The sequence below is a fragment of the Arthrobacter sp. RAF14 genome (assembly GCF_052114185.1).
Taxonomy (GTDB): Bacteria; Actinomycetota; Actinomycetes; order Actinomycetales; family Micrococcaceae; genus Arthrobacter_E.
Genome location: NZ_JBFREG010000001.1, coordinates 588,524 through 609,051, shown reverse-complemented (window position 1 = coordinate 609,051; position 20,528 = coordinate 588,524). Strand labels below are relative to the sequence as shown.

At 67.8% G+C, this 20,528-nt stretch carries 21 protein-coding genes; 12 read left to right on the top strand and 9 right to left on the bottom strand.

All coding sequences use genetic code 11. The features are described from left to right. The first annotated feature begins 4 nt into the window (after window positions 1-4). Genes hpaE through AB4Y75_RS02880 form a run of 4 tightly spaced genes read left to right on the top strand, consistent with a single transcriptional unit; the run spans window position 5 to window position 4,328 of the window. The gene (gene hpaE, locus AB4Y75_RS02895) at window positions 5-1,516 is read left to right on the top strand and encodes a 5-carboxymethyl-2-hydroxymuconate semialdehyde dehydrogenase (protein WP_441434380.1); all 1,512 of its coding nucleotides are present in this window, start codon (window positions 5-7) and stop codon (window positions 1,514-1,516) included. Window positions 1,517-1,559: 43 nt separating this feature from the next. Further along, window positions 1,560-2,723 (top strand): 3,4-dihydroxyphenylacetate 2,3-dioxygenase, encoded by a 1,164-nt coding sequence (hpaD, locus tag AB4Y75_RS02890; RefSeq protein ID WP_441434379.1) that lies wholly within the window; start codon window positions 1,560-1,562, stop codon window positions 2,721-2,723. Window positions 2,724-2,748: 25 nt separating this feature from the next. Further along, window positions 2,749-3,534, top strand: coding sequence for a 2-oxo-hept-4-ene-1,7-dioate hydratase (gene hpaH / locus AB4Y75_RS02885; protein ID WP_441434378.1), 786 nt, complete (start codon window positions 2,749-2,751; stop codon window positions 3,532-3,534). Next, window positions 3,519-4,328, top strand: coding sequence for an HpcH/HpaI aldolase family protein (locus AB4Y75_RS02880; RefSeq protein WP_441434377.1), 810 nt, complete (start codon window positions 3,519-3,521; stop codon window positions 4,326-4,328). Before hpaH ends, AB4Y75_RS02880 begins: the two co-directional genes overlap by 16 nt. A 40-nt stretch (window positions 4,329-4,368) precedes the next feature. Here AB4Y75_RS02880 and AB4Y75_RS02875 read toward each other — a convergent pair whose 3' ends face one another. Both AB4Y75_RS02875 and AB4Y75_RS02870 read right to left on the bottom strand, forming a co-directional pair. Beyond that, entirely contained in the window at window positions 4,369-5,604 is a 1,236-nt protein-coding gene (locus tag AB4Y75_RS02875; RefSeq protein ID WP_441434376.1) for an acetyltransferase, read from the bottom strand. 57 nt (window positions 5,605-5,661) lie between these two features. After that, window positions 5,662-6,600, bottom strand: a complete 939-nt coding sequence (locus tag AB4Y75_RS02870; protein ID WP_441434375.1) for a DMT family transporter — start codon at window positions 6,598-6,600, stop codon at window positions 5,662-5,664. A gap of 72 nt (window positions 6,601-6,672) precedes the next feature. Here AB4Y75_RS02870 and AB4Y75_RS02865 point away from each other — a divergent pair, with 72 nt between their 5' ends. The 3 genes from AB4Y75_RS02865 to AB4Y75_RS02855 all read left to right on the top strand — a co-directional run bounded on the left by AB4Y75_RS02865 (window position 6,673) and on the right by AB4Y75_RS02855 (window position 9,083). Then, a complete protein-coding gene (locus AB4Y75_RS02865; RefSeq protein WP_441434374.1) occupies window positions 6,673-7,578 on the top strand; it encodes a LysR family transcriptional regulator in 906 nt (301 codons plus the stop codon). Between the two features lie 79 nt (window positions 7,579-7,657). Further along, window positions 7,658-8,488 (top strand): oxidoreductase, encoded by an 831-nt coding sequence (locus AB4Y75_RS02860; protein ID WP_441434373.1) that lies wholly within the window; start codon window positions 7,658-7,660, stop codon window positions 8,486-8,488. Window positions 8,489-8,522: 34 nt separating this feature from the next. Then, window positions 8,523-9,083 (top strand): histidine phosphatase family protein, encoded by a 561-nt coding sequence (locus AB4Y75_RS02855; RefSeq protein ID WP_441434372.1) that lies wholly within the window; start codon window positions 8,523-8,525, stop codon window positions 9,081-9,083. A gap of 83 nt (window positions 9,084-9,166) precedes the next feature. On the opposite strand, the gene AB4Y75_RS02850 is transcribed toward AB4Y75_RS02855, so the two are convergent. From AB4Y75_RS02850 to AB4Y75_RS02825, 6 genes are all read right to left on the bottom strand, one after another. Beyond that, window positions 9,167-10,006, bottom strand: coding sequence for a hypothetical protein (locus AB4Y75_RS02850; protein WP_441434371.1), 840 nt, complete (start codon window positions 10,004-10,006; stop codon window positions 9,167-9,169). A 61-nt stretch (window positions 10,007-10,067) separates the two neighbouring features. After that, window positions 10,068-10,604 carry a hypothetical protein gene (locus AB4Y75_RS02845; protein WP_441434370.1) on the bottom strand — a complete coding sequence of 179 codons (537 nt, stop codon included), beginning with the start codon at window positions 10,602-10,604 and terminating at the stop codon, window positions 10,068-10,070. Between the two features lie 46 nt (window positions 10,605-10,650). Next, window positions 10,651-11,514 (bottom strand): GyrI-like domain-containing protein, encoded by an 864-nt coding sequence (locus AB4Y75_RS02840; RefSeq protein WP_441434369.1) that lies wholly within the window; start codon window positions 11,512-11,514, stop codon window positions 10,651-10,653. Window positions 11,515-11,608: 94 nt separating this feature from the next. Further along, window positions 11,609-12,628 (bottom strand): GNAT family N-acetyltransferase, encoded by a 1,020-nt coding sequence (locus AB4Y75_RS02835; protein WP_441434368.1) that lies wholly within the window; start codon window positions 12,626-12,628, stop codon window positions 11,609-11,611. After that, entirely contained in the window at window positions 12,625-13,602 is a 978-nt protein-coding gene (locus AB4Y75_RS02830; protein ID WP_441434367.1) for an alpha/beta fold hydrolase, read from the bottom strand. Before AB4Y75_RS02830 ends, AB4Y75_RS02835 begins: the two co-directional genes overlap by 4 nt. A 203-nt stretch (window positions 13,603-13,805) precedes the next feature. Beyond that, window positions 13,806-15,239 carry an MFS transporter gene (locus tag AB4Y75_RS02825; RefSeq protein ID WP_441434366.1) on the bottom strand — a complete coding sequence of 478 codons (1,434 nt, stop codon included), beginning with the start codon at window positions 15,237-15,239 and terminating at the stop codon, window positions 13,806-13,808. Between the two features lie 117 nt (window positions 15,240-15,356). Here AB4Y75_RS02825 and AB4Y75_RS02820 point away from each other — a divergent pair, with 117 nt between their 5' ends. From AB4Y75_RS02820 to AB4Y75_RS02805, 4 genes are all read left to right on the top strand, one after another. Further along, window positions 15,357-15,911: a TetR/AcrR family transcriptional regulator gene (locus tag AB4Y75_RS02820; RefSeq protein ID WP_441434365.1), complete on the top strand. Its 555-nt coding sequence runs from the start codon at window positions 15,357-15,359 to the stop codon at window positions 15,909-15,911. 100 nt (window positions 15,912-16,011) lie between these two features. After that, a complete protein-coding gene (locus AB4Y75_RS02815) occupies window positions 16,012-16,404 on the top strand; it encodes a hypothetical protein (protein ID WP_441434364.1) in 393 nt (130 codons plus the stop codon). Between the two features lie 57 nt (window positions 16,405-16,461). After that, window positions 16,462-16,833: a hypothetical protein gene (locus AB4Y75_RS02810; RefSeq protein WP_441434363.1), complete on the top strand. Its 372-nt coding sequence runs from the start codon at window positions 16,462-16,464 to the stop codon at window positions 16,831-16,833. Window positions 16,834-16,971: 138 nt separating this feature from the next. Continuing rightward, window positions 16,972-18,135: a hypothetical protein gene (locus AB4Y75_RS02805; protein WP_441434362.1), complete on the top strand. Its 1,164-nt coding sequence runs from the start codon at window positions 16,972-16,974 to the stop codon at window positions 18,133-18,135. 226 nt (window positions 18,136-18,361) lie between these two features. Here AB4Y75_RS02805 and AB4Y75_RS02800 read toward each other — a convergent pair whose 3' ends face one another. Next, window positions 18,362-18,634, bottom strand: a complete 273-nt coding sequence (locus AB4Y75_RS02800) for a hypothetical protein (protein WP_441434361.1) — start codon at window positions 18,632-18,634, stop codon at window positions 18,362-18,364. A gap of 13 nt (window positions 18,635-18,647) precedes the next feature. Between AB4Y75_RS02800 and AB4Y75_RS02795 the strand changes: the two genes are divergently transcribed. Continuing rightward, the gene (locus AB4Y75_RS02795) at window positions 18,648-20,045 is read left to right on the top strand and encodes an LGFP repeat-containing protein (protein ID WP_441434360.1); all 1,398 of its coding nucleotides are present in this window, start codon (window positions 18,648-18,650) and stop codon (window positions 20,043-20,045) included. The last annotated feature ends 483 nt before the right edge of the window (window positions 20,046-20,528 follow it).

The following is a 20,528-nucleotide window of genomic DNA, read 5'->3' as shown; positions in this document are numbered from 1 at the left end:
GAGCATGACTTCACCCGCCCTCGATCAGCGGCACGTCCCCGCGGATCTCCCCGATCGCATCCGGCACTACATCGACGGCGAGTTCGTCGACTCCCTCGACGGGGACACGTTCGACGTCCTCGAACCCGTCTCCAACGAGGTCTACGTCAAGGCCGCCGCGGGGAAGAAGGCGGACATCGAGCGCGCCGTCGAGGCGGCCCGCCGCGCCTTCACCGAGGGCCCCTGGCCCCGCATGCTCCCCCGCGAGCGCTCCCGGATCCTGCACCGCATCGCGGACATCGTCGAGTCCCGGGACCAGCGGCTGGCCGAGCTGGAGTCCTTCGACTCCGGGCTCCCCATCACGCAGGCGCTGGGCCAGGCCCGGCGGGCGGCAGAGAACTTCCGTTTCTTCGCGGACCTGATCGTGGCCCAGGCGGACGACACCTTCAAGGTCCCGGGACGCCAGATCAACTACGTGAACCGCAAGCCGATCGGCGTCGCCGGGCTCATCACGCCGTGGAACACCCCGTTCATGCTGGAGAGCTGGAAGCTGGGCCCCGCCCTGGCCACCGGCAACACCGTGGTGCTCAAGCCGGCCGAGTTCACCCCGCTCTCCGCCTCGCTCTGGGCCGGGATCTTCGAGGAGGCCGGTCTGCCGAAGGGCGTCTTCAACCTCGTCAACGGCCTCGGCGAAGACGCCGGGGATGCGCTGGTCAAGCACCCGGACGTGCCCCTGATCTCCTTCACCGGCGAGAGCCGCACCGGCCAGATCATCTTCGGCAACGCAGCCCCCTTCCTGAAGGGCCTCTCCATGGAACTGGGCGGCAAGAGCCCGGCCGTGGTGTTCGACGACGCCGACCTGGACGCCGCGATCGACGCCACGATCTTCGGGGTCTTCTCCCTCAACGGCGAGCGCTGCACGGCCGGCTCCCGCATCCTGGTCCAGCGTGGGATCTACGACGAATTCGTGGAGCGCTACGCCGCCCAGGCCCAGCGGGTCAAGGTCGGCTACCCGCACGATCCGGCCACCGAGGTCGGTGCGCTGGTGCACCCCGAGCATTTCGAAAAGGTCATGGGTTACATCGAGATCGGCAAGGGCGAGGGACGCCTGGTGGCCGGCGGCGGGCAGCCCAAAGGCTTCGCTTTCGGCAACTTCGTGGCGCCCACGGTGTTCGCCGACGTCGCGCCGGACGCCCGGATCTTCCAGGAGGAGATCTTCGGCCCGGTCGTGGCCATCACCCCCTTCGACACGGAGGAAGAGGCTCTCGCACTGGCCAACGACACCAAGTACGGCCTGGCCGCCTATGTGTGGACCAATGACCTGAAGCGCGCCCACAACTTCTCCCAGGCCGTCGAAGCCGGCATGGTCTGGCTGAACTCGAACAACGTGCGGGATCTGCGCACCCCGTTCGGCGGCGTCAAGGCCTCCGGGCTGGGCCACGAGGGCGGCTACCGCTCGATCGACTTCTACACCGACCAGCAGGCGGTTCACATCACGCTCGGCAAGGTCCACAACCCGACCTTCGGCAAAGCCTGACGAGCCCGAGCAAGCCGCCCCATCTCACGCAAGGACGCATGACATGACGCATCTGGAAGACCGCACCCTCACCTCCTCCGGCTTCTATGTGAGCCAAGAGGCCCCGATCCACGCCACGGATCCGGTGGCCACGCCCACCTCCCCCGCACCGGACATCCTCCGCTGCGCGTACATGGACCTCGTGGTGACGGACCTGGCCGCGTCACGGGTCTTCTACGTGGACGTCCTCGGTCTGCATGTGACCGAGGAGGACGAGGACGCGATCTACCTGCGCTCCACGGAGGAGTTCATCCACCACAATCTGGTGCTGCGCAAGGGACCCGTGGCCGCCGTCGCCGCTTTCTCCTACCGGGTGCGGACCCCGGAGGACCTGGACCGGGCCGTCGCGTTCTACACGGAGCTCGGCTGCCGGGTGGAGCGCCGCCCGGAGGGCTTCGTCAAGGGCATCGGCGACTCGGTGCGGGTGGAGGATCCGCTGGGTTTCCCGTATGAGTTCTTCCACCAGACCGACCACGTGGAGCGGCTGTCCTGGCGCTACGACCTCCAGACGCCGGGCGAGCTGGTCCGGCTGGACCACTTCAACCAGGTCACGCCGGACGTGCCCCGTGCCGTGCGGCACTACCAGGATCTGGGATTCCGGGTCACCGAGGACATCCAGGACGAGGACGGCGTGGTGTACGCCGCGTGGATGCGCCGCAAGCCGACCGTGCACGACACGGCGGCCACGGGTGGCGACGGACCCCGGATGCACCACGTCGCCTTCGCCACGCACGAGAAACACAACATCCTGGCCATCTGCGACAAGCTCGGGGCCCTGCGCCGCAGTGACGCGATCGAGCGCGGACCGGGCCGCCACGGGGTGTCCAACGCCTTCTACCTGTACCTGCGTGACCCCGACGGGCACCGCGTGGAGATCTACACTCAGGACTACTACACGGGCGATCCGGACAACCCGGTCATCACCTGGGATGTGCACGACAACCAGCGGCGCGACTGGTGGGGCAACCCCGTGGTGCCCAGCTGGTACACCGAGGCGTCGCTCGTCCTGGACCTGGACGGGAAGCCGCAGCCCGTCGTCGCGCGCACGGATGCGAGTGAGATGGCCGTGACCATCGGCGCGGACGGTTTCTCCTACACCCGTCCGGATGACGAAGAGGCCATGCCGGAGTGGAAGCAGGGCGAGTACAAGCTGGGCAACCAGCTCTGACGGAACCGGAAGAGGGAGGCAGGGCATGCTCGACGACAAGACGATCAGCCGGCTCGCACAGGAACTCGCCGACGCCGAACGCGACCGTGCGGTGATCCCCCGGATCACCGCACGCCACCCCGAGGCGACGATCGACGATTCATACGCCATCCAGCGCGTCTGGCGGGAGAAGAACCTGGCGGCGGGCCGCCGGCTGGTGGGCCGCAAAATCGGCCTCACCTCCAAGGCCATGCAGCAGGCCACCGGCATCACGGAACCGGACTACGGAGTGATGTTCGATGACACCGTCTGGGAGAACGGGTCCACGCTGCCATTCGACGCCTACTCGAACGTCCGGATCGAGGTGGAACTGGCCTTCGTGCTCAACGCACCGCTGGAGGGGCCGCACTGCACGGTCATGGACGTGCTGCGGGCCACGGAGTACGTGACCCCGGCGCTGGAGGTGCTGAACTCCCACATCGAGCTGGAGGGCCGCACGATCGTGGACACCATCAGCGACAATGCGGCCTACGGCGGCATGGTCCTGGGCGGCAATCCCACCCAGCCGGACGCGGTCGATCTGCGCTGGGTGTCCGCGCTGCTGTACCGCAACGAGACGATCGAGGAGACCGGCGTCTCCGCGGGAGTCCTCAACCATCCGGCCAGTGGAGTGGCCTGGCTGGCGAACAAGCTCCACCACCATGGAGACCGGCTGGAGGCCGGGGAGATCATCCTGGCCGGGTCCTTCACCCGGCCCGTCTGGATCTCCCGAGGCGACAGCGTGCTCTGCGACTACGGACCGTTGGGAACCATCTCATGCCGCTTCCTCTGAATCCCACCCTGCGCCGCCGTCTGCAGGAATCCGGGCGGCCGCTGTTCGGCGGCTGGGTCTGCTCCGGCTCACCGGTGATGGCCGAGGTCATGGCCGGTTCGGGTCTGGACTGGGTTCTCCTCGACATGGAGCACGCGCCGAACGGGCTTGAGTCCGTGCTGTCCCAGCTGCATGCCGTGTCCGGCTATCCGGTCACGGCCGTGGTCCGGGTGCCGTCCGCGGACCCGGTCATCATCAAGCAGGTCCTGGACCTGGGAGCGCAGAACATCCTGGTGCCGATGGTCTCCACGGAGAAGCAGGCGCGAGCCGTGGCGGCCGCGGCCCAGTACCCGCCGCAGGGGATCCGCGGCGTGGGCAGCGCGCTGGCACGGTCGGCGCGCTGGAACCGCGTCCCGGGGTACCTGGAGAACGCTGCCGAGCACGTGTCGGTCTTCGTTCAAGTCGAGACCGGCGAGGGCGTGGAGAACGCGCGCGCCATCGCGGCGGTGGACGGGATCGACGGCGTGTTCGTGGGTCCCAGCGATCTGGCCGCCTCCCTGGGATTCCTGGGGCAGCAGGGGCATCCGGACGTGGTCGCCGCCGTGCGGCGGGCCTTCGCCGACGTGACGGCCGCGGGGAAGCCCGTGGGTGTCAACGCCTTCGACCCGCAAGCCGCGTCCGGCTATGCGGAGGCCGGTGCGCGCTTCCTGCTGGTGGGGGCCGACGTCGCGCTGGCGGCCCGGGCGTCCGAGGCCCTGGCAGCGCGATTCATCCCGCAGCCCGACGGCGACGGCCAGGTGCGGGGCTCGTACTGAGGTGGCTTGGCGCCGGGGCCGTCCCGGCGAAGCCGGTCAGTCACGGCCGGATCCGCGCCACCCACTCCCGGAGGAGGTCGCGGACCGCCTCCGGCTGATCCAGGTGAACGTTGTGCCCGGCCTCGTCGAGTGCCGCGTACCGCGCATCCGGGAACCTCCCGGCCAGCGATTGCTGGTCCTCGAAGCCGACCACGTGATCCTGCCGTCCGGCCACGATCAGCACGGGCTTCGCGTACCCGCCCAGGCGCGCGTCCGGCGCCGGATCCAGGAAGTACCGTTCCGCCAGGCGATCTATCGCGCGCGAGTCCGCGGTCTTCAGCCCTGGCAACGCCGCAGTCCGGAAACGCTCCCAGTTCTCCCGCGACTGCACCACCGCCATCTCCTGGTACTTCAGCGCCTCACCGGGCCTGAGCGAGCGGAGCAGCTCCTCGTCGCGCCGCAGCACGGTCTGCTCCGGAACCGTGCGACGCGAGTGGTCCGGGTCCACCACGGGCGCCAGCAGCGCCAGGCCGAGCACCTGTTCGGGGCGCCGGGCCGCCAGTTCACGGGCCAGCAGGCCACCCAGGGAGTTGCCGACGACGGCGAACGGCCGCCCGCCCGTCAGCTCCCCCGCCGCGGCGTCGAGCCAGTCCGCGAGGGCCGGCAGGTCGCCGTCGCCGGCCAGCGCGGGAGTGCCGCCGAACCCGGGGAGGTCGAGGTACAGACGTTCCCAGCCGCCGTCGTCGAAGACGTCGTCCAGATCCAGCAGCAGGCGGTGGTCGATGCCGTTGCCGTGGACGAACAGGAGCGGTATGCCTTCTCCCCGGCGGACCACGCGGGGGGCCGGGCGCAACCCGGAGAGGGCCAGGTGCAGGAGCGGATAGGGCCGGCCGGCGTCGTCCGTCTCGCTGCGTCCCATCACGGCGAATCCGCGGCGCGTGTAGAACTTCGTGGCCCCTGGGTTCTGCTCGTTGACGTCCACGGTGCGCACACCTTGCGTCGAGACGACGTGCTCCAGCAGCGCGCTGCCGACTCCACGGCCATGAGCGGGGGCGTCGACGAACAGCATCTCCAGACCCTCGCCGGCGGTCCCCGCGAAACCGGCCACCTGCCCGTCCAGCTCCGCGATGCTCAACCGCACCTGGGGGAAGTAGGCGGCCGCGAGCTGCGCCTCGATCTCCTCGCGATCGGTGACGGTGAGGAAATCGTGGGTGGCGTCCACGGCGGTGCGCCAGATGGCGACCAGTCGCGGGTACTCCTCGGGGCCTCGGCAATCACGGATGAGAACGGAAGACATGGACTGGAACTCCTTCGGCATGGCCGGTTGAGCGCAGGAACACGGGCGGTCACCAGCCTAGTCGAGGGGTTTTTCTCTCCGTGGCGCGGTGATGGTGAGGGTGGCGACTGCGATCAGGACGATGCCCGCCAGCTGCACCAGGTCCGGGATGTGGCCGTAGACGGCGATGTCCGCGAAGATCGCGACCGCAGGGTTCACGAAGGAGAGTGCGGCGAGCGCGACGGTCGACAGCACACGGGCCGAGCTGTACAGCGCGGAATAGAGCAGGCCCGTGTGGATCACGCCCATCGCGGCGATCCACCACCATCCGGAGCCGTTCCACTGCACAGGCGAGGCGAAGGGCAGAAGCAGCACCGCTCCCGTGACGCACTGGAGGAGGGTCATCACATATGGACGGATACCGGTGGTGTGTTTCGCGGCCAGGGTGGCGAGTGCGTACAGGAGGCCCGCGAGCAGCGCCGAGACGACGCCGACGAGCTCGGTCCCCGACAGCCGCTCGACTCCGTTCACACCGATGAACTTCGTCGCGAGCAGCAGCCCACCGAAGGCCACCGCCAGCCAGACCAGGTCCCGCATCCGGGGCATCTCGCGGCTGATGACCGCGCCCAGGGCCACCAGCAGGAAGGGCTCCATGTGGTAGGAGACGGTGGCGACGGTGATGGTGGTCGTGGCGAAGGACTCGAAGAGGAGCACCCAGTTCGCCACCAGAGCCACCCCGCCGCCGAGCGTGAGCAGAACGGCTTTCCGCGACCAGACGCTCTGACGGAAGGCGCCCGTCGCCAGTGCGAGGATGAGCAGCGCACCGGCCGCGAACACGCAACGCCAGGCGACGGTGGTGATCGGGTCCGTCCCGGCCTGGATGCTGAAGACCCCGATGGTGCCCCAGCCCGCCATCGCGAGCGCGAGCCAGATTTTGGCGCGCCGCACGGTGGACCGAGAGGCCGGGGCGGGCTGAGCCGGCTTGCGGGTGGCCGGGAGATCCGTAGAGGAAGTCATGTATCGATCATGGGCGCGAAATTCTTTTAGCACCAGTAACAGTTCCTTGGACATTAACCGTAGAATTTCTGAATGATCGACGTTCTCTCGCTCCGCGCCCTGATCGCCGTGGCTGACACAGGCTCAGTGACCTCAGCCGCGACGCTCCTCAGCTACACGCCGTCGAACATCACCCAGCACATCCGGCGGCTCGAGCGCGCCGTGCACTGCACGCTGCTCGAGCGGGTGGGCCGCGGGGTGGTCCTCACCGAGTACGCGAGATCACTGGTGGAGCGCGGCCGTCCCATTCTTCTGGCCCTGGACGACTTGGCGGCTGCGCACGACGGCGAGCCGTCGGGCCGGGTGCGGATCGCGGTCTTCCCGACGGCGCTGAGGGGCCTTGTGATCCCCGCCGTCGCCGCGCTCACCCGGGAGCATCCGGACCTGGTGGTGCAGCCGCTCGAACTGGAACCCGAGGAATCCCTGCTCTTCGTCCGGACCGGCCTGACCGACATGGCCCTCGTGAAGACCTGGGGGCGGCTCGCCGAGGATGCTCCGGACCCCGAGCTCCGGCGCATCCCGCTGGGCGTGGACCGCATCGACGCGATCCTGCCCAGCGACCATCCCCTCGCCGGAGAGCCGGGTCTGTCCATGGAGCAGCTGCGTCACGAACCGTGGGCGGTGACCCCCGACGACGGGCCGTACCGTCAGTGGATCGCAGCCCAGGGCGGCCTCGGCAGCCCCACAGGCCCCGCCTACGAAGCCGCGGAATTCCAGTCCATCATCCAGTACATCTCGGTGGGGCTGGCCGTGGGCGCCGTCCCCCGGCTCGGGCGCGGGCCTCTTCCTCCCGGCGTCACGGCGGTGCCTCTCACGGGCGAGGCGTCCTTCCGCGAGGTGTCGCTCGTGGTCCGGACGGCTGCCGCGGACGGCCCCAATCTTCGCGCCGTCATCCAGGAGATCCGGCGACGGTCAGGGATGTCCCTGGAAACTCCGTGAGAATGGAATGAACGGCCGCTTCACCCCTCAGCCCGGGCCGGCCCACCCGGCACTCCACACGCCAGCAAAGGATGAAGACATGACGCACAAGGTCGCACTGGTCACGGGGGCGTCGTCGGGGATCGGCGAGGCCGCCGCTCGCGGGCTGCTTGCGGCCGGCTTCACCGTCTATGCGGCGGCCCGCCGCGTAGACCGCATGGCCGCCCTCGCCGACGTCGGCATCCGCACGGTCTCGCTCGACGTCACGGACGCGGAGTCCTCGGAGCGTGCCGTCGCCGCGATCCTGGAGGCGGAAGGCCGGATCGACGTGCTGGTCAACAACGCCGGCTATGGATCCTACGGTTCGGTGGAGGAAGTCCCGCTGACGACCGCTCAGGCTCAACTGGACGTCAACGTCCTGGGGCTCGCGCGGATGGCGCAGCTCGTCATTCCTCAGATGCGGGCGCAGCGCAGCGGTCGGATCCTCAACGTCAGCTCGATGGGCGGGCGCTTCGCCATGCCGCTGGGCGCCTGGTATCACGCCAGCAAGTACGCGGTCGAGGGACTCAGCGACGCCCTGCGGATGGAGCTCGCGCCCTTCGGGATCGAGGTCGTCCTCATCGAGCCCGGGTCGATCCGGACCGAATGGGGCGGCATCGCCGCGGGGAACCTTCAGGACGTTTCGGGAGACGGGCCGTACGCACGCCAGGCCGCGGCCATGGCCCTGACGATCGGCGGCAGCTCGGGTCCGGCGGCCCGTCTGGCCTCCCGGCCGGAGGTGGTCGCCAAGGCGATCGTGAAAGCCGTCACTGCCAGGCATCCGCGGACCCGTTACCTCCCCGGGTTCGGGGCGAAACCCCTGGTGTTCCTGCGCGCCGTACTCCCGGACCGCGCCTTCGACGCGCTGATCGCACGAGGGCTCGGGGGTTAGGGACGGGATTGACCGGCCTGGATACAGTGTTGCCATGGACCGTTTGCTCCTGATCAGACATGCCGAAGCCACGGCATCCGACGCATCCGACCCGGGCCTCAGCCCGGCGGGCAGGGAGCAAGCCGAGCGCCTGGGAGAACTCCTCGCGACCTCTCAGGCGAATACTCTCCTGCACGGACCTCGCCAGAGGGCCCGGGAGACCGCCGAACTCCTCGGACAGAGACTCGGCCTCCTCCCGACGCTCTCGGAACTCTTGGAGGACCGCACCCCCTACCCGTCGGACGACCGCGCCGATGACTACTCTCCGCGCCAGTGGGATTACCTCCGTTCGGTACCTCCGGAAGAACGCGACATCAACGGCGCAATGATGGCCGAGGCCTGGCGAAGACTGACCGCTTCTGAGCATCCCGGGACAGTGATCGCGGTGACTCACGCCTTCGTGGTGGGATCCTTCGTGAGCACCGTGCTCGGTGCCGCTCCCGACGCGTGGATGAAGCTCCACATCCGGAACACCGGCATCACGGAGCTGCACTTCGGAGCATCTGGCGGCTGGGTCATCGACCGCATCAACTGCACCGAACATCTGGGACCGTAAACGGGTCATCCATGACGGGATGGACCCGGCGCCCTCATACGAACGGGTCGGGACCCTGACCCTGGCGGCGTGAACGGCGCTTCTCAGGAACCTTCGCCAGGGGTCGTGCGCCCTCTGGCCGGGCGGCGCAGCAGTTCCGGAAGCTTCTCCAGCTCCGCAGGTCCGGCGAGGCTGTCGCTCAGGCTGACGAAGGCCAGGATCCGCACGCTCCCTCCCTGCCGGGCCGCGGCTTCCAGCTTGTGGTGGCCGTCGAGCAGGAAATGAGTGAGCCCCCAGTGGGCGTAGTAATCCTGCCCGTCCTCCGCGATCGCCGGCTGGCACACGTCCAAGGTGGAAAGCGCGACGGCGGTCGGCGTCGTGCCCTGGCCCAGGAGCTGCTCGTAGTGCGACACCCGGGCGCGATCGTTCCACGCCGGAGGCACCATCGGGACGACGAACTCGTAAAGATGCGCGTCGTCAGACACCGACGTTTCAAACGTCCGGTAGTAGTAACTGCGTGGATTCTCCGGCAAGCCCCAGAAGCCGTCGACACCCCAGGTCTTCACCTGCTCGTGTGAGAAGTAGTCACGCTCGCCGCAGGGCGCGACCAGTTCCGCTTGAACCTCCAGCAGGAGCGGCAGATAGTCCCCTTCGGGCAGCAGCTCGGCGAAGGCGTCGATCAGGCCGTCGTCGACCGAGCTGATTGTCTGTTCCAGCGCCGCCAGCGGAGTCACGTCCGACGACAATGTCCCGTTCGCGCCGGCCTTCCGTTTGAACAGGAACTGGCAGGTTCCGCACCAGAACGAGAGTTCGAAGGCCGGCTCACCCGCCATGAAAAGACAGCGCGACGACGTCGGGGACTCCGGGTCCACCTGCCCGAAGCGCAGCGGGGCGGGGTCCTTGGCGGAACCGAGACGGCGTGGAGGCAGGGCGGCGAGCAGCACAGACTGATCGTAGGTGCCCCAACGGAGGTCGGCAATGGGTCGGCACCACGTTTCCGCAGCTTCACCCCAGAGGCCAGGACCAGCTCGCGTCGGCGGCGGCACACTCCCGGGCCATGCGGCGCGCATGAGACGCGGCGCGCTTGGTGGTCGATGGCAACGCTGGTTCCCAGACCCAGTCCTTCGGGAGGACGTGGAGAGCAAGGGTCTCCAACCGCTCTCGTTCATCGACGGCGCGGACGAGCACGACGGCAAGGTTCTGGATCACCCACCACAGCAAGGCGCTTCCGTGGGGAATGGCCCCGGTCTCGAGCACCTTCCGCCCGTAGCCGTCGTCCGGACTGAGGACCGACTCGGCGTGAAAGGAGTCGCCGCCGTAAAAGTGGATGCAGTGACGCCTCAGCGTGGTCTCGGTCTCAAGGAGAGCCCCAGCGTCACCGGAATCACTCAGCGGCACCACCGCAAGGGGGAAGATCGCATGGTCACCTCGGTCGACAACGGGCAGGCCAAGATCTCCCCACCGGGGCTTCCTCCACGTGGGGATCGTCTCCAGAGTGCGGAGAAGCGCAATGCCATCCGTGATGTTCTCGACGTCGGTCATGGACATTGATCCTGCCATGACCGACGTCGGCCGCACAGCCGCTCGCTTACGCCTTCTCGATCGGCAACCAAAGTTCACAGGAGGCGAAGCTCTCCGTGAATTCCAGGTACCGCACGATCGACGGCCCGGGCCGCAACCGCCACGGGTTCGACGGGAACCATTCGGTCGCCGTCGCGGCCCACAGGTTCTGCAGCGTTTCCGGGAACGGGCCCCGCGCGGCGAAGACCGCCCAGGTGCCGGCGTCGAGCGGGAGAGCGTCGAGATCCTCAGGGACGTCCGTGCCGGACTTCACCGCGACGCCGTGCAGATACGTGAGCAGGGATCCTTCCGGAGCGTCCGGGTCGACGCCGTCGGTGACGGCGAGGATTCCCGACGGCTCGGCGCTGCTCAGGGCCTTGAGGCGCATGTGTTCCTCGACCGGGATCGCGGCGATGTGCGCCTGGATGTGAGGGTTCACCCCTCGATGGATGAGTGGGACCCGAACGGCATGCCCGACGAGCATGAGGCCGGGCAGTTCGGTGATGGTGACGTCCATGGACGTGCCCCCTTCTACACTCAGGCGGAACCTGAGCATGGTGTGAGTGCTGAGCGGACCACCATGGCGTCGCACCTCGGACGGGCTGGCGCCGTGCACGGAACGGAACGCCCGGCCGAACGCCTCGACCGACCCGTAGCCGTGCCGCACGGCCACATCGAGGAGATGCGGCGCGCCTGCGGCCAGTTCGGCGCCGGCGAGGGTCATCCGGCGGTTGCGGATGTATTCCGAGAGCGGCACCTGCGCCAGAGATGCGAACATCCTCCGCAGGTGATACTCCGTGGTGCCGTGCCACCGGGCGAATCCGGCGACGTCGATCGGCTCACCGAGGTTCTTCTCGATGTGGTCGACCAGGGCGTTGAGCGTGGCGATCATGTGGTCCTCCTGACACCAATGATTCTCCGGGCCGGGTGTGGGGCGGGACCCGATAGTTCCGGTCAGGTTCGATCAGCCCACCACAGGGCGACGGTCACTCCTCACGTACGTCGAGGGGGTTGAACGAAGGGCAAGGATCGGACCGCAGCCTGCCGTAGGTGTCGACGTCGATCCTCCGGCCGGCGACCAGGAACTTACCGCGTTCGGTTCCTTCCCGGATGAAGCCTGCCGCCTTCGCCACGGCGCCCGACGCCGGATTGTTGACGCGGTGACCGAGCTCGAGCCGTTCCAGACCCTCATGGGACAGAGCTCGTTCGGCGACGGTCGCTGCGGCACGGCGCATCAGTCCACGCCCGCGGCCTCGCTCATTCATCCAGTACCAGAACCAGCCGGAGCGGTTGGCGGCGTCCACACTCACACAGACCAGCCCGACAAGTTGGCCGCGGTCTACGATCGCCCAGGGTCGATGAGGCGATTCCGCCGAGACGAGGTTCGAGACGTAACGCTCCGCTTCTTCGAGCGTGCACACTCGGCCTTGGCGGTTCATATCCGGATTCGACCGGAAGGCGGCCAGCACCTCCGGAGCGTCCTCCGCGGTCAGAGGCCGGAGGAAGGCGCCGACGGGGAGGTCCGCAGCTGTCCCCGGAGCAGCGCCGATCCCGGTTTCCATTTGCACGAGCCCCAGGCGTGCGCCGAATCCCGCACTGAGCGCGTGGCCGTTCTCCAGCGGAGTCCACCAGCAGGTCCAACGTTGCGCGGCGCCGTCGGAGGGGTGCTCTTCGCCCGCCTGCCACCGCTCAGGGACCGGCTCTTCGACCAGTGCGAGCTGAAAGAAATGACGCTGGTGCACTTCATCCTTGGCCGGCCGCGCATCGTAGAGCTCGACGCCGAGGTCGCGGACGACGCGCACCTTCAGTCCCGTCTCTTCCAAGACCTCGCGGACCGCGGCTTCGGCGGCGGATTCACCCTCTTCCAGGGTCCCCGCCGGAACCTGCACGCCGGTGATCTCAAGCGGGATGTCATCGTGGGTGAAGACCAGAAGCCGCCCTCGGTGCACGACGTAGGCGACGACCTTGCGCACCACCCGCGAGTCTCGGCGCGTCACCCCGCTCACGCGATCCCCTCGGCCCGGACCGCCGCCAGCAGTTCGTCGTTGGCCCGGGACCAGGCCTCGATCATCGAGGCGCCGCCATGGCCTTCGCCTTCGTCGATGATGAGGTTCGAGGCCGGCCAGAGACGGTGCACGTTCCAAGCCGTGACCACGGGGCCCGAGATGTCGTTCCTGCCGTGGATGAGCCACCCAGGTATGTCGCTGATCCTGTCCATCCCGGCCAGCAGGCCCGCCTCGCTGAAGGCCGCGTTCGACCAGTAGTGCGTCGTCAGGGTCGCGAAAGCGAGGCGGTAGGCCGTATCCTCCCAGCGGGGATCCCGCGAAAATCCGCCCGCGCCGATCGACACGTGTGTGTCCTCCCAGAGAGCCCACTCCTTCGACGCCGCTTCCCGGAGCGCTCTGTCCGGCGAGCGCAGCAGCCGGGCGTAAGCGTCGACAAGACGTGCTTGTCCACGTCGGTAACCGATGCCCGAGTCCTCGGCGAAGGTGGCGAACCTGTCCCACGCCTCCGGGAACATCATGCCCACCCCCTCCGTGATCCATTCGACTTCACGGCGGCTCGTGGTGGTGACGGCCACGAGCACAAGGCCCAGCACCCGTTCCGGATGGGCTTGCGCGTAGGCGAGCGCAAGCGTGGAACCCCAGGAGACGCCGTTGACGATCCAGCGGTCGATTCCACGGGCAACCCGGAGGGCTTCGATGTCCCCGAGGAGGTGGGCCGTGGTGTTCAGGGTGAGGTCCACTTCTGAATCGGAGGCGTGCGGCACGGAGCGGCCGCAGCCACGCTGCTCAAAGCCCAGAACGCGACAGTGTTCCAGATCCGTCCGGTGCCGGTAGCCGCTTGATCCGAGCCCGCCGCCAGGACCCCCGTGCAGGTAGAGGACGGGCGTTCCCTGGGGGTTGCCCCATTCCTCCCAGTAGATCCGTTGCCCGTCGGTGGTCTCAAGGAATCCGGACTCGCGAGGAACCTCTGACACTGCGTCACGTCCTTTCCCTGCCGCGCCTCCTGAGGCGGCGGCCCGCCGTCGTCGTGGCGTCCGGCGTCGGCGCCACAGCACGAGCCTGCCATACGACGGCCGGGTCTGCGGCGACCGCCGTACTCGACGCCGGACGCGCTGGGACCCTGACACCGAGCGGTGTCAGGGTCCCAGCGCCGCAGCGCGACAGGCGGGCGGCCCGCTCAGACGGCGTCGACGTCGGCCATCAATGGGCGAGCGGACCGGCCACGGAACGCCAGGCCGAGCACGGACAGCAGCGCGACTATGGAGAGCACGGTGGCTGCGATGAATCCGGCCCGGCCACCGACGTAGAAGTCACCCGGGACGGCGAAGGCCGCGAAGACGGATGCCACAATCGCGAGCCCCACCGCGCCGCCGAGCTGCTGCATGGTCTGGAAGAGCCCGGATGCCGCGCCGGCTTCTTCCGGACTCACATTCCTCAGGGCGAGCGTGGTCAGCGGCATGAACGTGAGACCGGCCGAGATGCCCGTGAAGGCGAGTGCGGCGATCACCACGGCGAGCGGAGTCTGCGGGCCGATGAGCGCCAGTGGGATGAACGCGGCCACCCGCAGCGCGGCGCCGACATTCACGAGCCGCTCCGCGCCGAATCGCTCGACGAGACGCGGGACGACGCGTGACATCGTGAACACCCCTACCGGCATCGGCAGGAACATCAGGCCCGTCACGAGCGGCGAGTAGCCCTGCGAATCCTCCAGGTACTGCACCATGAGGAAGAACATCGCGAGCATCCCGGCGTAGGTCGCCGCCATCGCGGCAAGCGCCGCCACCCGGCTGGGGCTGCGCAACAGCTGGGGCCGGAGCAGCGGGTGCGCCACACGACGCTCCGTCACGGCGAGCGCGACCAGGAGGACGGCGCCGACGGCGAGACCGGTCAGGGTCAGTGGGCTGGACCAGCCGTCGTCGGCGGCCTGGATCAGTGCCCAGACGATGGCGACGGCGCCGCCCGTGGCGGTCACGGCTCCGAGGATGTCGAAGTGCCCGGTCTGCCGCGGGGTCTCCCCCACCAGTCTCGGCACGGTCACGAGGATGACGATGCCGATGGGGACGTTGATGAACAGGGTCCAGCGCCAGTCGGCGGTGGAGGTGAGGATGCCGCCGAGGATCAGGCCGAGCGCTCCGCCCATCGAGGAGATGGCGGAGAACATGGCCAGGGCACGGTTCCGGGCACGGTCGTCCCGGGCGCTCGTGGTGATGAGCGCCAGAACACTGGGGGCGGCGAAGGCGGCACCGACTCCCTGGAAGGCACGGGCCACCACCAGGAACAGCGGATCCGTCGCGAGCCCGCCGAGGAGTGAGAAGAGAGTGAAGACGGCGACGCCGGCCAGGAAGGTGCGGCGGCGGCCGAGAACGTCGCCGACGCGGCCGCCGAGCAGCAGCAGACCGCCGAAGGCGAGGGCGTAGGCGTTCAGGACCCAGCTGAGCTGGGCCGGGGAGAAGTGGAGGTCCGTGGCGATGCGAGGCAGCGCCACGTTCACCACGGTGGCGTCGAGGACGAGCATGAGCTGGGCGAGCATGACGAGGCCCAGTCCGAGGGACGTGGTCCGGGCTGTGGCCCGGCTCCGGGAGGGCAGAAGGGTGTCTGTGAGGGGAGCCATGGGGAGTCCTGTTCTGAAGACGGGGACTGGCGTACACTAATCGGAGAGTTGCTCCGTTTAGAACTATACGGAGACACTCTCCGTTTTCGCAAGACTTTTCATGAAGGAAGTGTTCAGGTGCGCGCTGACGCCCGTCGGAACCGTGACCGGATCGTCGAAGTGGCCCGGGAGCTCGCCCGAGCCAAAGGCTACGATGCGCTGACCATGGATGAGGTCGCCCGGACCGCCGGCATCGGCGCGGGCACCCTCTACCGGCACTTCCCCACCAAGGACGCCCTGCACGACGCCGTCATCGAAGCCTGGGCGGACAAGGTCAATGCCGCCGTGGACGCCGCGATGGAAGCACCGGGGACTCCGCGGGAACGCCTCGCGCTGTGGCTCCGCGATTACACCTCGATGCTGACGGCCCACCAGGGCGCCGCTGCCCGGATCACCGCCTCCCTCGGCGTGGTCGGATCGCCGTATGAGGCCAAGTGCCAGACGTATCTCCAGGCCAACCAGCGGGTCATCGACGCGCTGGGCCCGGAACTCCGGCCCGGCGCCGAAGCGATGCAGATGTGCCAGCTGGTGGGCGGGGTGGCCGCCGTCGCCGACAACAGCGGCCTGCCGCCGGAAGCGGTCACCGCCATGCTCGACGTCCTGGCCGACGGGCTCCTGGCGCCGAGCGCCTGACGCCCCCGCCCGGCGTCGTCTCGGCTACCATCAGCGATAAGCACCCGCTTGGGGCTTCGGCGGGCAGCACCACCGGGACGACGAGAGGTCGGAGGCGGACATGACGGAGACGTACCCGATTCAGGAGAGGGTCGAAGCCGCCCTCGGGGCCGAGCGTGCCGAACGGCTCCTCACCGCACTCGACAACTATTCGAATCAGCCGAATGCCGTCAAGGGCGCTGCGAAAAAGCCGAGCGACCCCGAGATCGAAGCAGCCGCTCACGCGGCCTTCGCTGCGGCCACTCCCCAGGAAGTCGACCTGGAACTGGATTCGATCGGCATGTGGGGCCTGCTGACGCTCGCGGCCCGCGCGGACGTCACGATTCTGGACAGCCTGCCCGCCTGGAGGGTGGCCAATCCCAAAGTGGCCTCGATCAGGCGTGCGGCGGCGAAGCACCGCAAGAGTCTCGCGGATGCAGCGGCGACGGATCCGCCAGCAGGTTCAGCGGACTAGTCTGATGGCCCGATTCGCAGGACCGGCACACGGTCCCTGGATGACTAAGGAGACCGCATGGCCGGCACATCACACGGGCGGCTGAACTTCCTGGTGCTCGGCCACTCGCCCGAGGGCGCCACCGGCTGGCCGCACCCGGTGTCGATCAGCGTCTACCCACGCGGTGAGACGACCTTGCTCAACTTTTCGATGGGACCTCACATCGCCAACGTCGGCGGGCAAGTGCCGGTCACGCGGGTGATCCTCGACGGCGTGCTGAACGAGAGCTTTGCCGAGGAGTTCGACGCCTGTGGCGCCCGCTGGCTCGTGCCATACCTTGCACGGATCGCCTCCGGCGAAGAGGTCACTGGACGCGAACTCATCGACGCCTACCGGGCGAAGTTCGGGCGACCGCCGAAGACGGAGCTGTCCGCCGACAACACCTTCTGAGCGGCGACGGTTTGGCCGCAGTCGGCCTCAATCCCCTTCGTACCGTGGTCACACGTCGAAGCCGCTGCGCAAGGCCGCACAGCCCACCCGGCCTGGTCACCCATGGAACCAGACCCGGTTCTCGGTGAGAATGGCACCGTGAACACTCCGCGCCCGTCCGACCGCCTGTCCCAGCTTTTTCGCGCCCTGCGGAATTCCGCCGATGACCCCGCCGTGGTCGACGTAGCCGAAGCCTTCGGCGGCGAGCCGGAAACGGTTCACCAACGCGCGGTCGGGGAGCCCGCGCGACACGTGCGGCGCCTGCTCTTCGCGTCCGGTGGCGAGATCATCCTTCACGACGGCGTGGTGGCCGCCGTCGTGCTCCACGTGGAGGAGAGCGAGCGGCACGTGCGTCTGACCGACTGGATCGGAGAGGGGAACCGCGCGACGCTGGACGAACTGGAGACGGCCTTCGCCAAGAGGCCGAGCTTCGCCGGGTTCAGGACGCCCTATTTCAGGTTCGACAGCGGTTTCGTGAAGGCCGTATTCGGCGCGAACGGCTGGAAGGAGCCTGGCGGCCTGCTCCGGCTCACACTCATGGCAGAACAGCCTGGCCTGGTGCCCGAACCGGACGACGATGGCTGCCCCGGCTGCTCGGGATTGCTGCAGCGCGGCACGTCAGGAGTGGTCGACGTCGACGCGACGGTCACCGCGCTGACGACCGCCACAGCGGACGGGCAGCTGAAAGAAGATGCCTACTGGGTGCGCGTGGGGGATCTTCTGGCGTTGCATGCTTCCGGGCTCATGGAACGGGTCGAGAGCCAGCTTCGCTGCACGAGCTGCGGCCGTACCGTCTGCTTCACCCTGTTCCGGGACGGCGAACCGGAATTCCGGTACTGCAGCTTCGACCAGGCGCGACGACGGCCACTTGAGTCGATCCCACCCGTCCAGGAATGGGGAGACCCTGCGCGCATCGCTGAAGCGGAGCAGGGAATGCAGTACGTGAACCACGAGCCGGGAAGCTGGTTCCTGGTCCGCAAAGGCGAGGAACTCTACCTCGATGCCCGGTACAGTGCCGGCGCCCTGATCGACTCCTCCGCGCTCATCCGCCTCGACGAATCGGAGCTCGCAGAGTACCGGACCCACGGTCCCGCCTACCTCTCCCGGCTCACCGGGCAGATCCATGAGAGTGCTCCCTACCAGGACGGATCGCCGTACTACGCCCGGGACCTGTACCGGCGGCCGGACGGTTCGCAGCTGCGCAAGGATGTGAGCGCCGCGATCGTCAATCACACCTGGATCGCGCAGCAACGGCACAAGTGAATGCGGGACAGGGGCGGTCTGCGGGACCGAGACTGCGGGTGCCGATGACGGCGCGTCTCGAGCCTCTGGCAGTCCCGGGGGTGCTGCCTGGGTCGGGATTTTCCGCGCCCAGTCTTCCCGTCGAGCTGCCTGACCGATAGAATCCGTTCAGCAATCCAGCCGTTCGGTATTTTCGGGGGACCATGGCAAGCTTGCCCAGCATTCGACAGCGAGGGCTCAAAGCCCTCTACACAGTGACCGCGACGGTCGCCTTGTGCGGCGGGCTGGTGACGCCACTGTCCCCCGCTCTGGCGGAGGCACCTCCCACTCCGACGGTCAGCGCCACCGCGACGCCGACGGAGACAGCGCCCGCGCCCTCCACGGCCCCGGTGAGCACCGAGTCTCCGACGGCACCGCCGACATCGGAACCCGCTCCGACTCCCAGCGCCACGGCCACCGCGACGTCCAGCCCGCAACCGACTGCCACACCGTCGCCGATCCCGGTGGGCAGCCATTTCACTGCTTGGCGCTCCATGTTCTGGTCGGCGGCCAACTACGGGCAGGCCACCGCCCCCGAGGCCTGTTCGTCCGGCCTGTGCACCCAGGAGTTCGAGTACGGCACGGTGTACTGGAAGGCGAATCTCGGCGCTCACGGCGTGTCCAGGAAGACGACGGTGGGTACGAAGTACTTCGCCGACGGAGGTTACGCGAAATACGGCATGCCCGACTGGGAGATGGCGGAGTACCAGTGGATCGACTCCGACCCCAAAACGCCTTTGTCGAATCAGCAAGGTTTTGAGAAAGCCATCATCGTCGTTCCGAATGGAACTGCGGGGTTCACCCTCAGCCGCACTCAGCCGATCGTCCGGGCGCTTCAGCCTCTGGGGAACAGCTACTGGGGTGTCCAGTGGCTGTCCCCCGTCAAATGCGGGCTGGCACAGGGCGCGTGCACCGTGCAGCACGTGGGATATATGAACAGCGTCTGGCCGAATGCCCTCGTCCAGACCTATTCCGTCGGCTCCACGGTTCTGGGGACCATCGCCACCGGCAGCCCGGAATGGGCCCGCTGGCGCACGCTGGGCGGTGAATCCGGCCTGCCCGGATATCCGCTGCGGTCCACGTGCCAACTCCCCGACACACCGGGAAAGTGCAAGACCACATTCCAGCGAGTGAACATTTACTCGGCGGAGAAATCAACCGCAGTGGTCAAGGGGGCGATGCTTCGCTGGGATGGCGAAGGCCTGAATCTCGGCGAGTACGGTGCTCCCCTCACAGACGAACGCTGCGGCCTGTCCCAAGGCGGCTGCCGTCAGGAATTCGCCCGAGGAACGGTGATGTGGACTCCCAAGACGGGCGCACAGCCGGTCGCTGGAGGAATCCGCAGCAGGTGGAAGGCGCTCGGCGCGGAATCCGCTCATCTTGGCTACCCCACGGCACATGAGCAGTGTTTCGGCTTGATCTTCAACAACGTCGACAAGTCGGGGTGCTATCAGCGCTTTCAATACGGCATGATCTGGTGGTCGAAAACCACCGGAGCCCGTGCCGTCTGGGGTTCGATCATGGGCACGTACCAGCGCTCCAACTTCGTCTGGGGTGACTACAACTCTTCCGCGTACTTCGGCAAGTCCCTCGGCTACCCCACCAGCGATGAGAACTGCTCAGGCCCCGGCGGCGGCTGCTACCAGCTGTTCCAGAACGGCATGATCTGGTGGTCCAAAACCACCGGCGCCCAGCGCGTGATGGGTGGAGACGCCCGGGTCTATCAGTCCCTCAACTGGGCGTGGGGCCGGCTCGGATATCCGACCACGGAGGAACAGCCCCTGCTCATGGGCCGGACCTACCCGAACAACGTCTGGGGCTCCCGGCAGTTCTTCCAGCGCGGATACCTCACCTGGCATCCGCGCTACGGGGTCACGGTCACGTACCGCTGACCGAAGACATCTGAACAACAGGAAAGGCCCCGGCAGCCGAAGCTGCCGGGGCCTTTCCGTGCGGAGAACTACACGTTGAAGCAGAACTCCACCACGTCGCCGCATGCATGTCCCAAGAAAACCGCGTATCGGGATGTTTCGATTTTGGGCACACCACCAATTCTAAATCTGAAAAGCACCTACTCAACAGTACCCCTAGCACTCACAGCAGAATCGACGACAAGCTCGCCCAGAGTTCGCACGCTTGATTGCATCTCTGATACTAAGGAGCCAGCGAATCAAGCGGATCCCGGCTTCGCCAAGCACTCGAGGGGATTCCCGTTGAGGTATCACCCAGTCCGGACTCATCGCAGGAAGCACGAACGACGTCCACGCAATCAGCTCACAGTCGTCTGGATGTCACTCTGTCGATCACGAAGTGCCGGATGCACTCGTGCACAACACCAAGGCCCAAATTGACCGTGCAACTTGACGGCTTCCCCT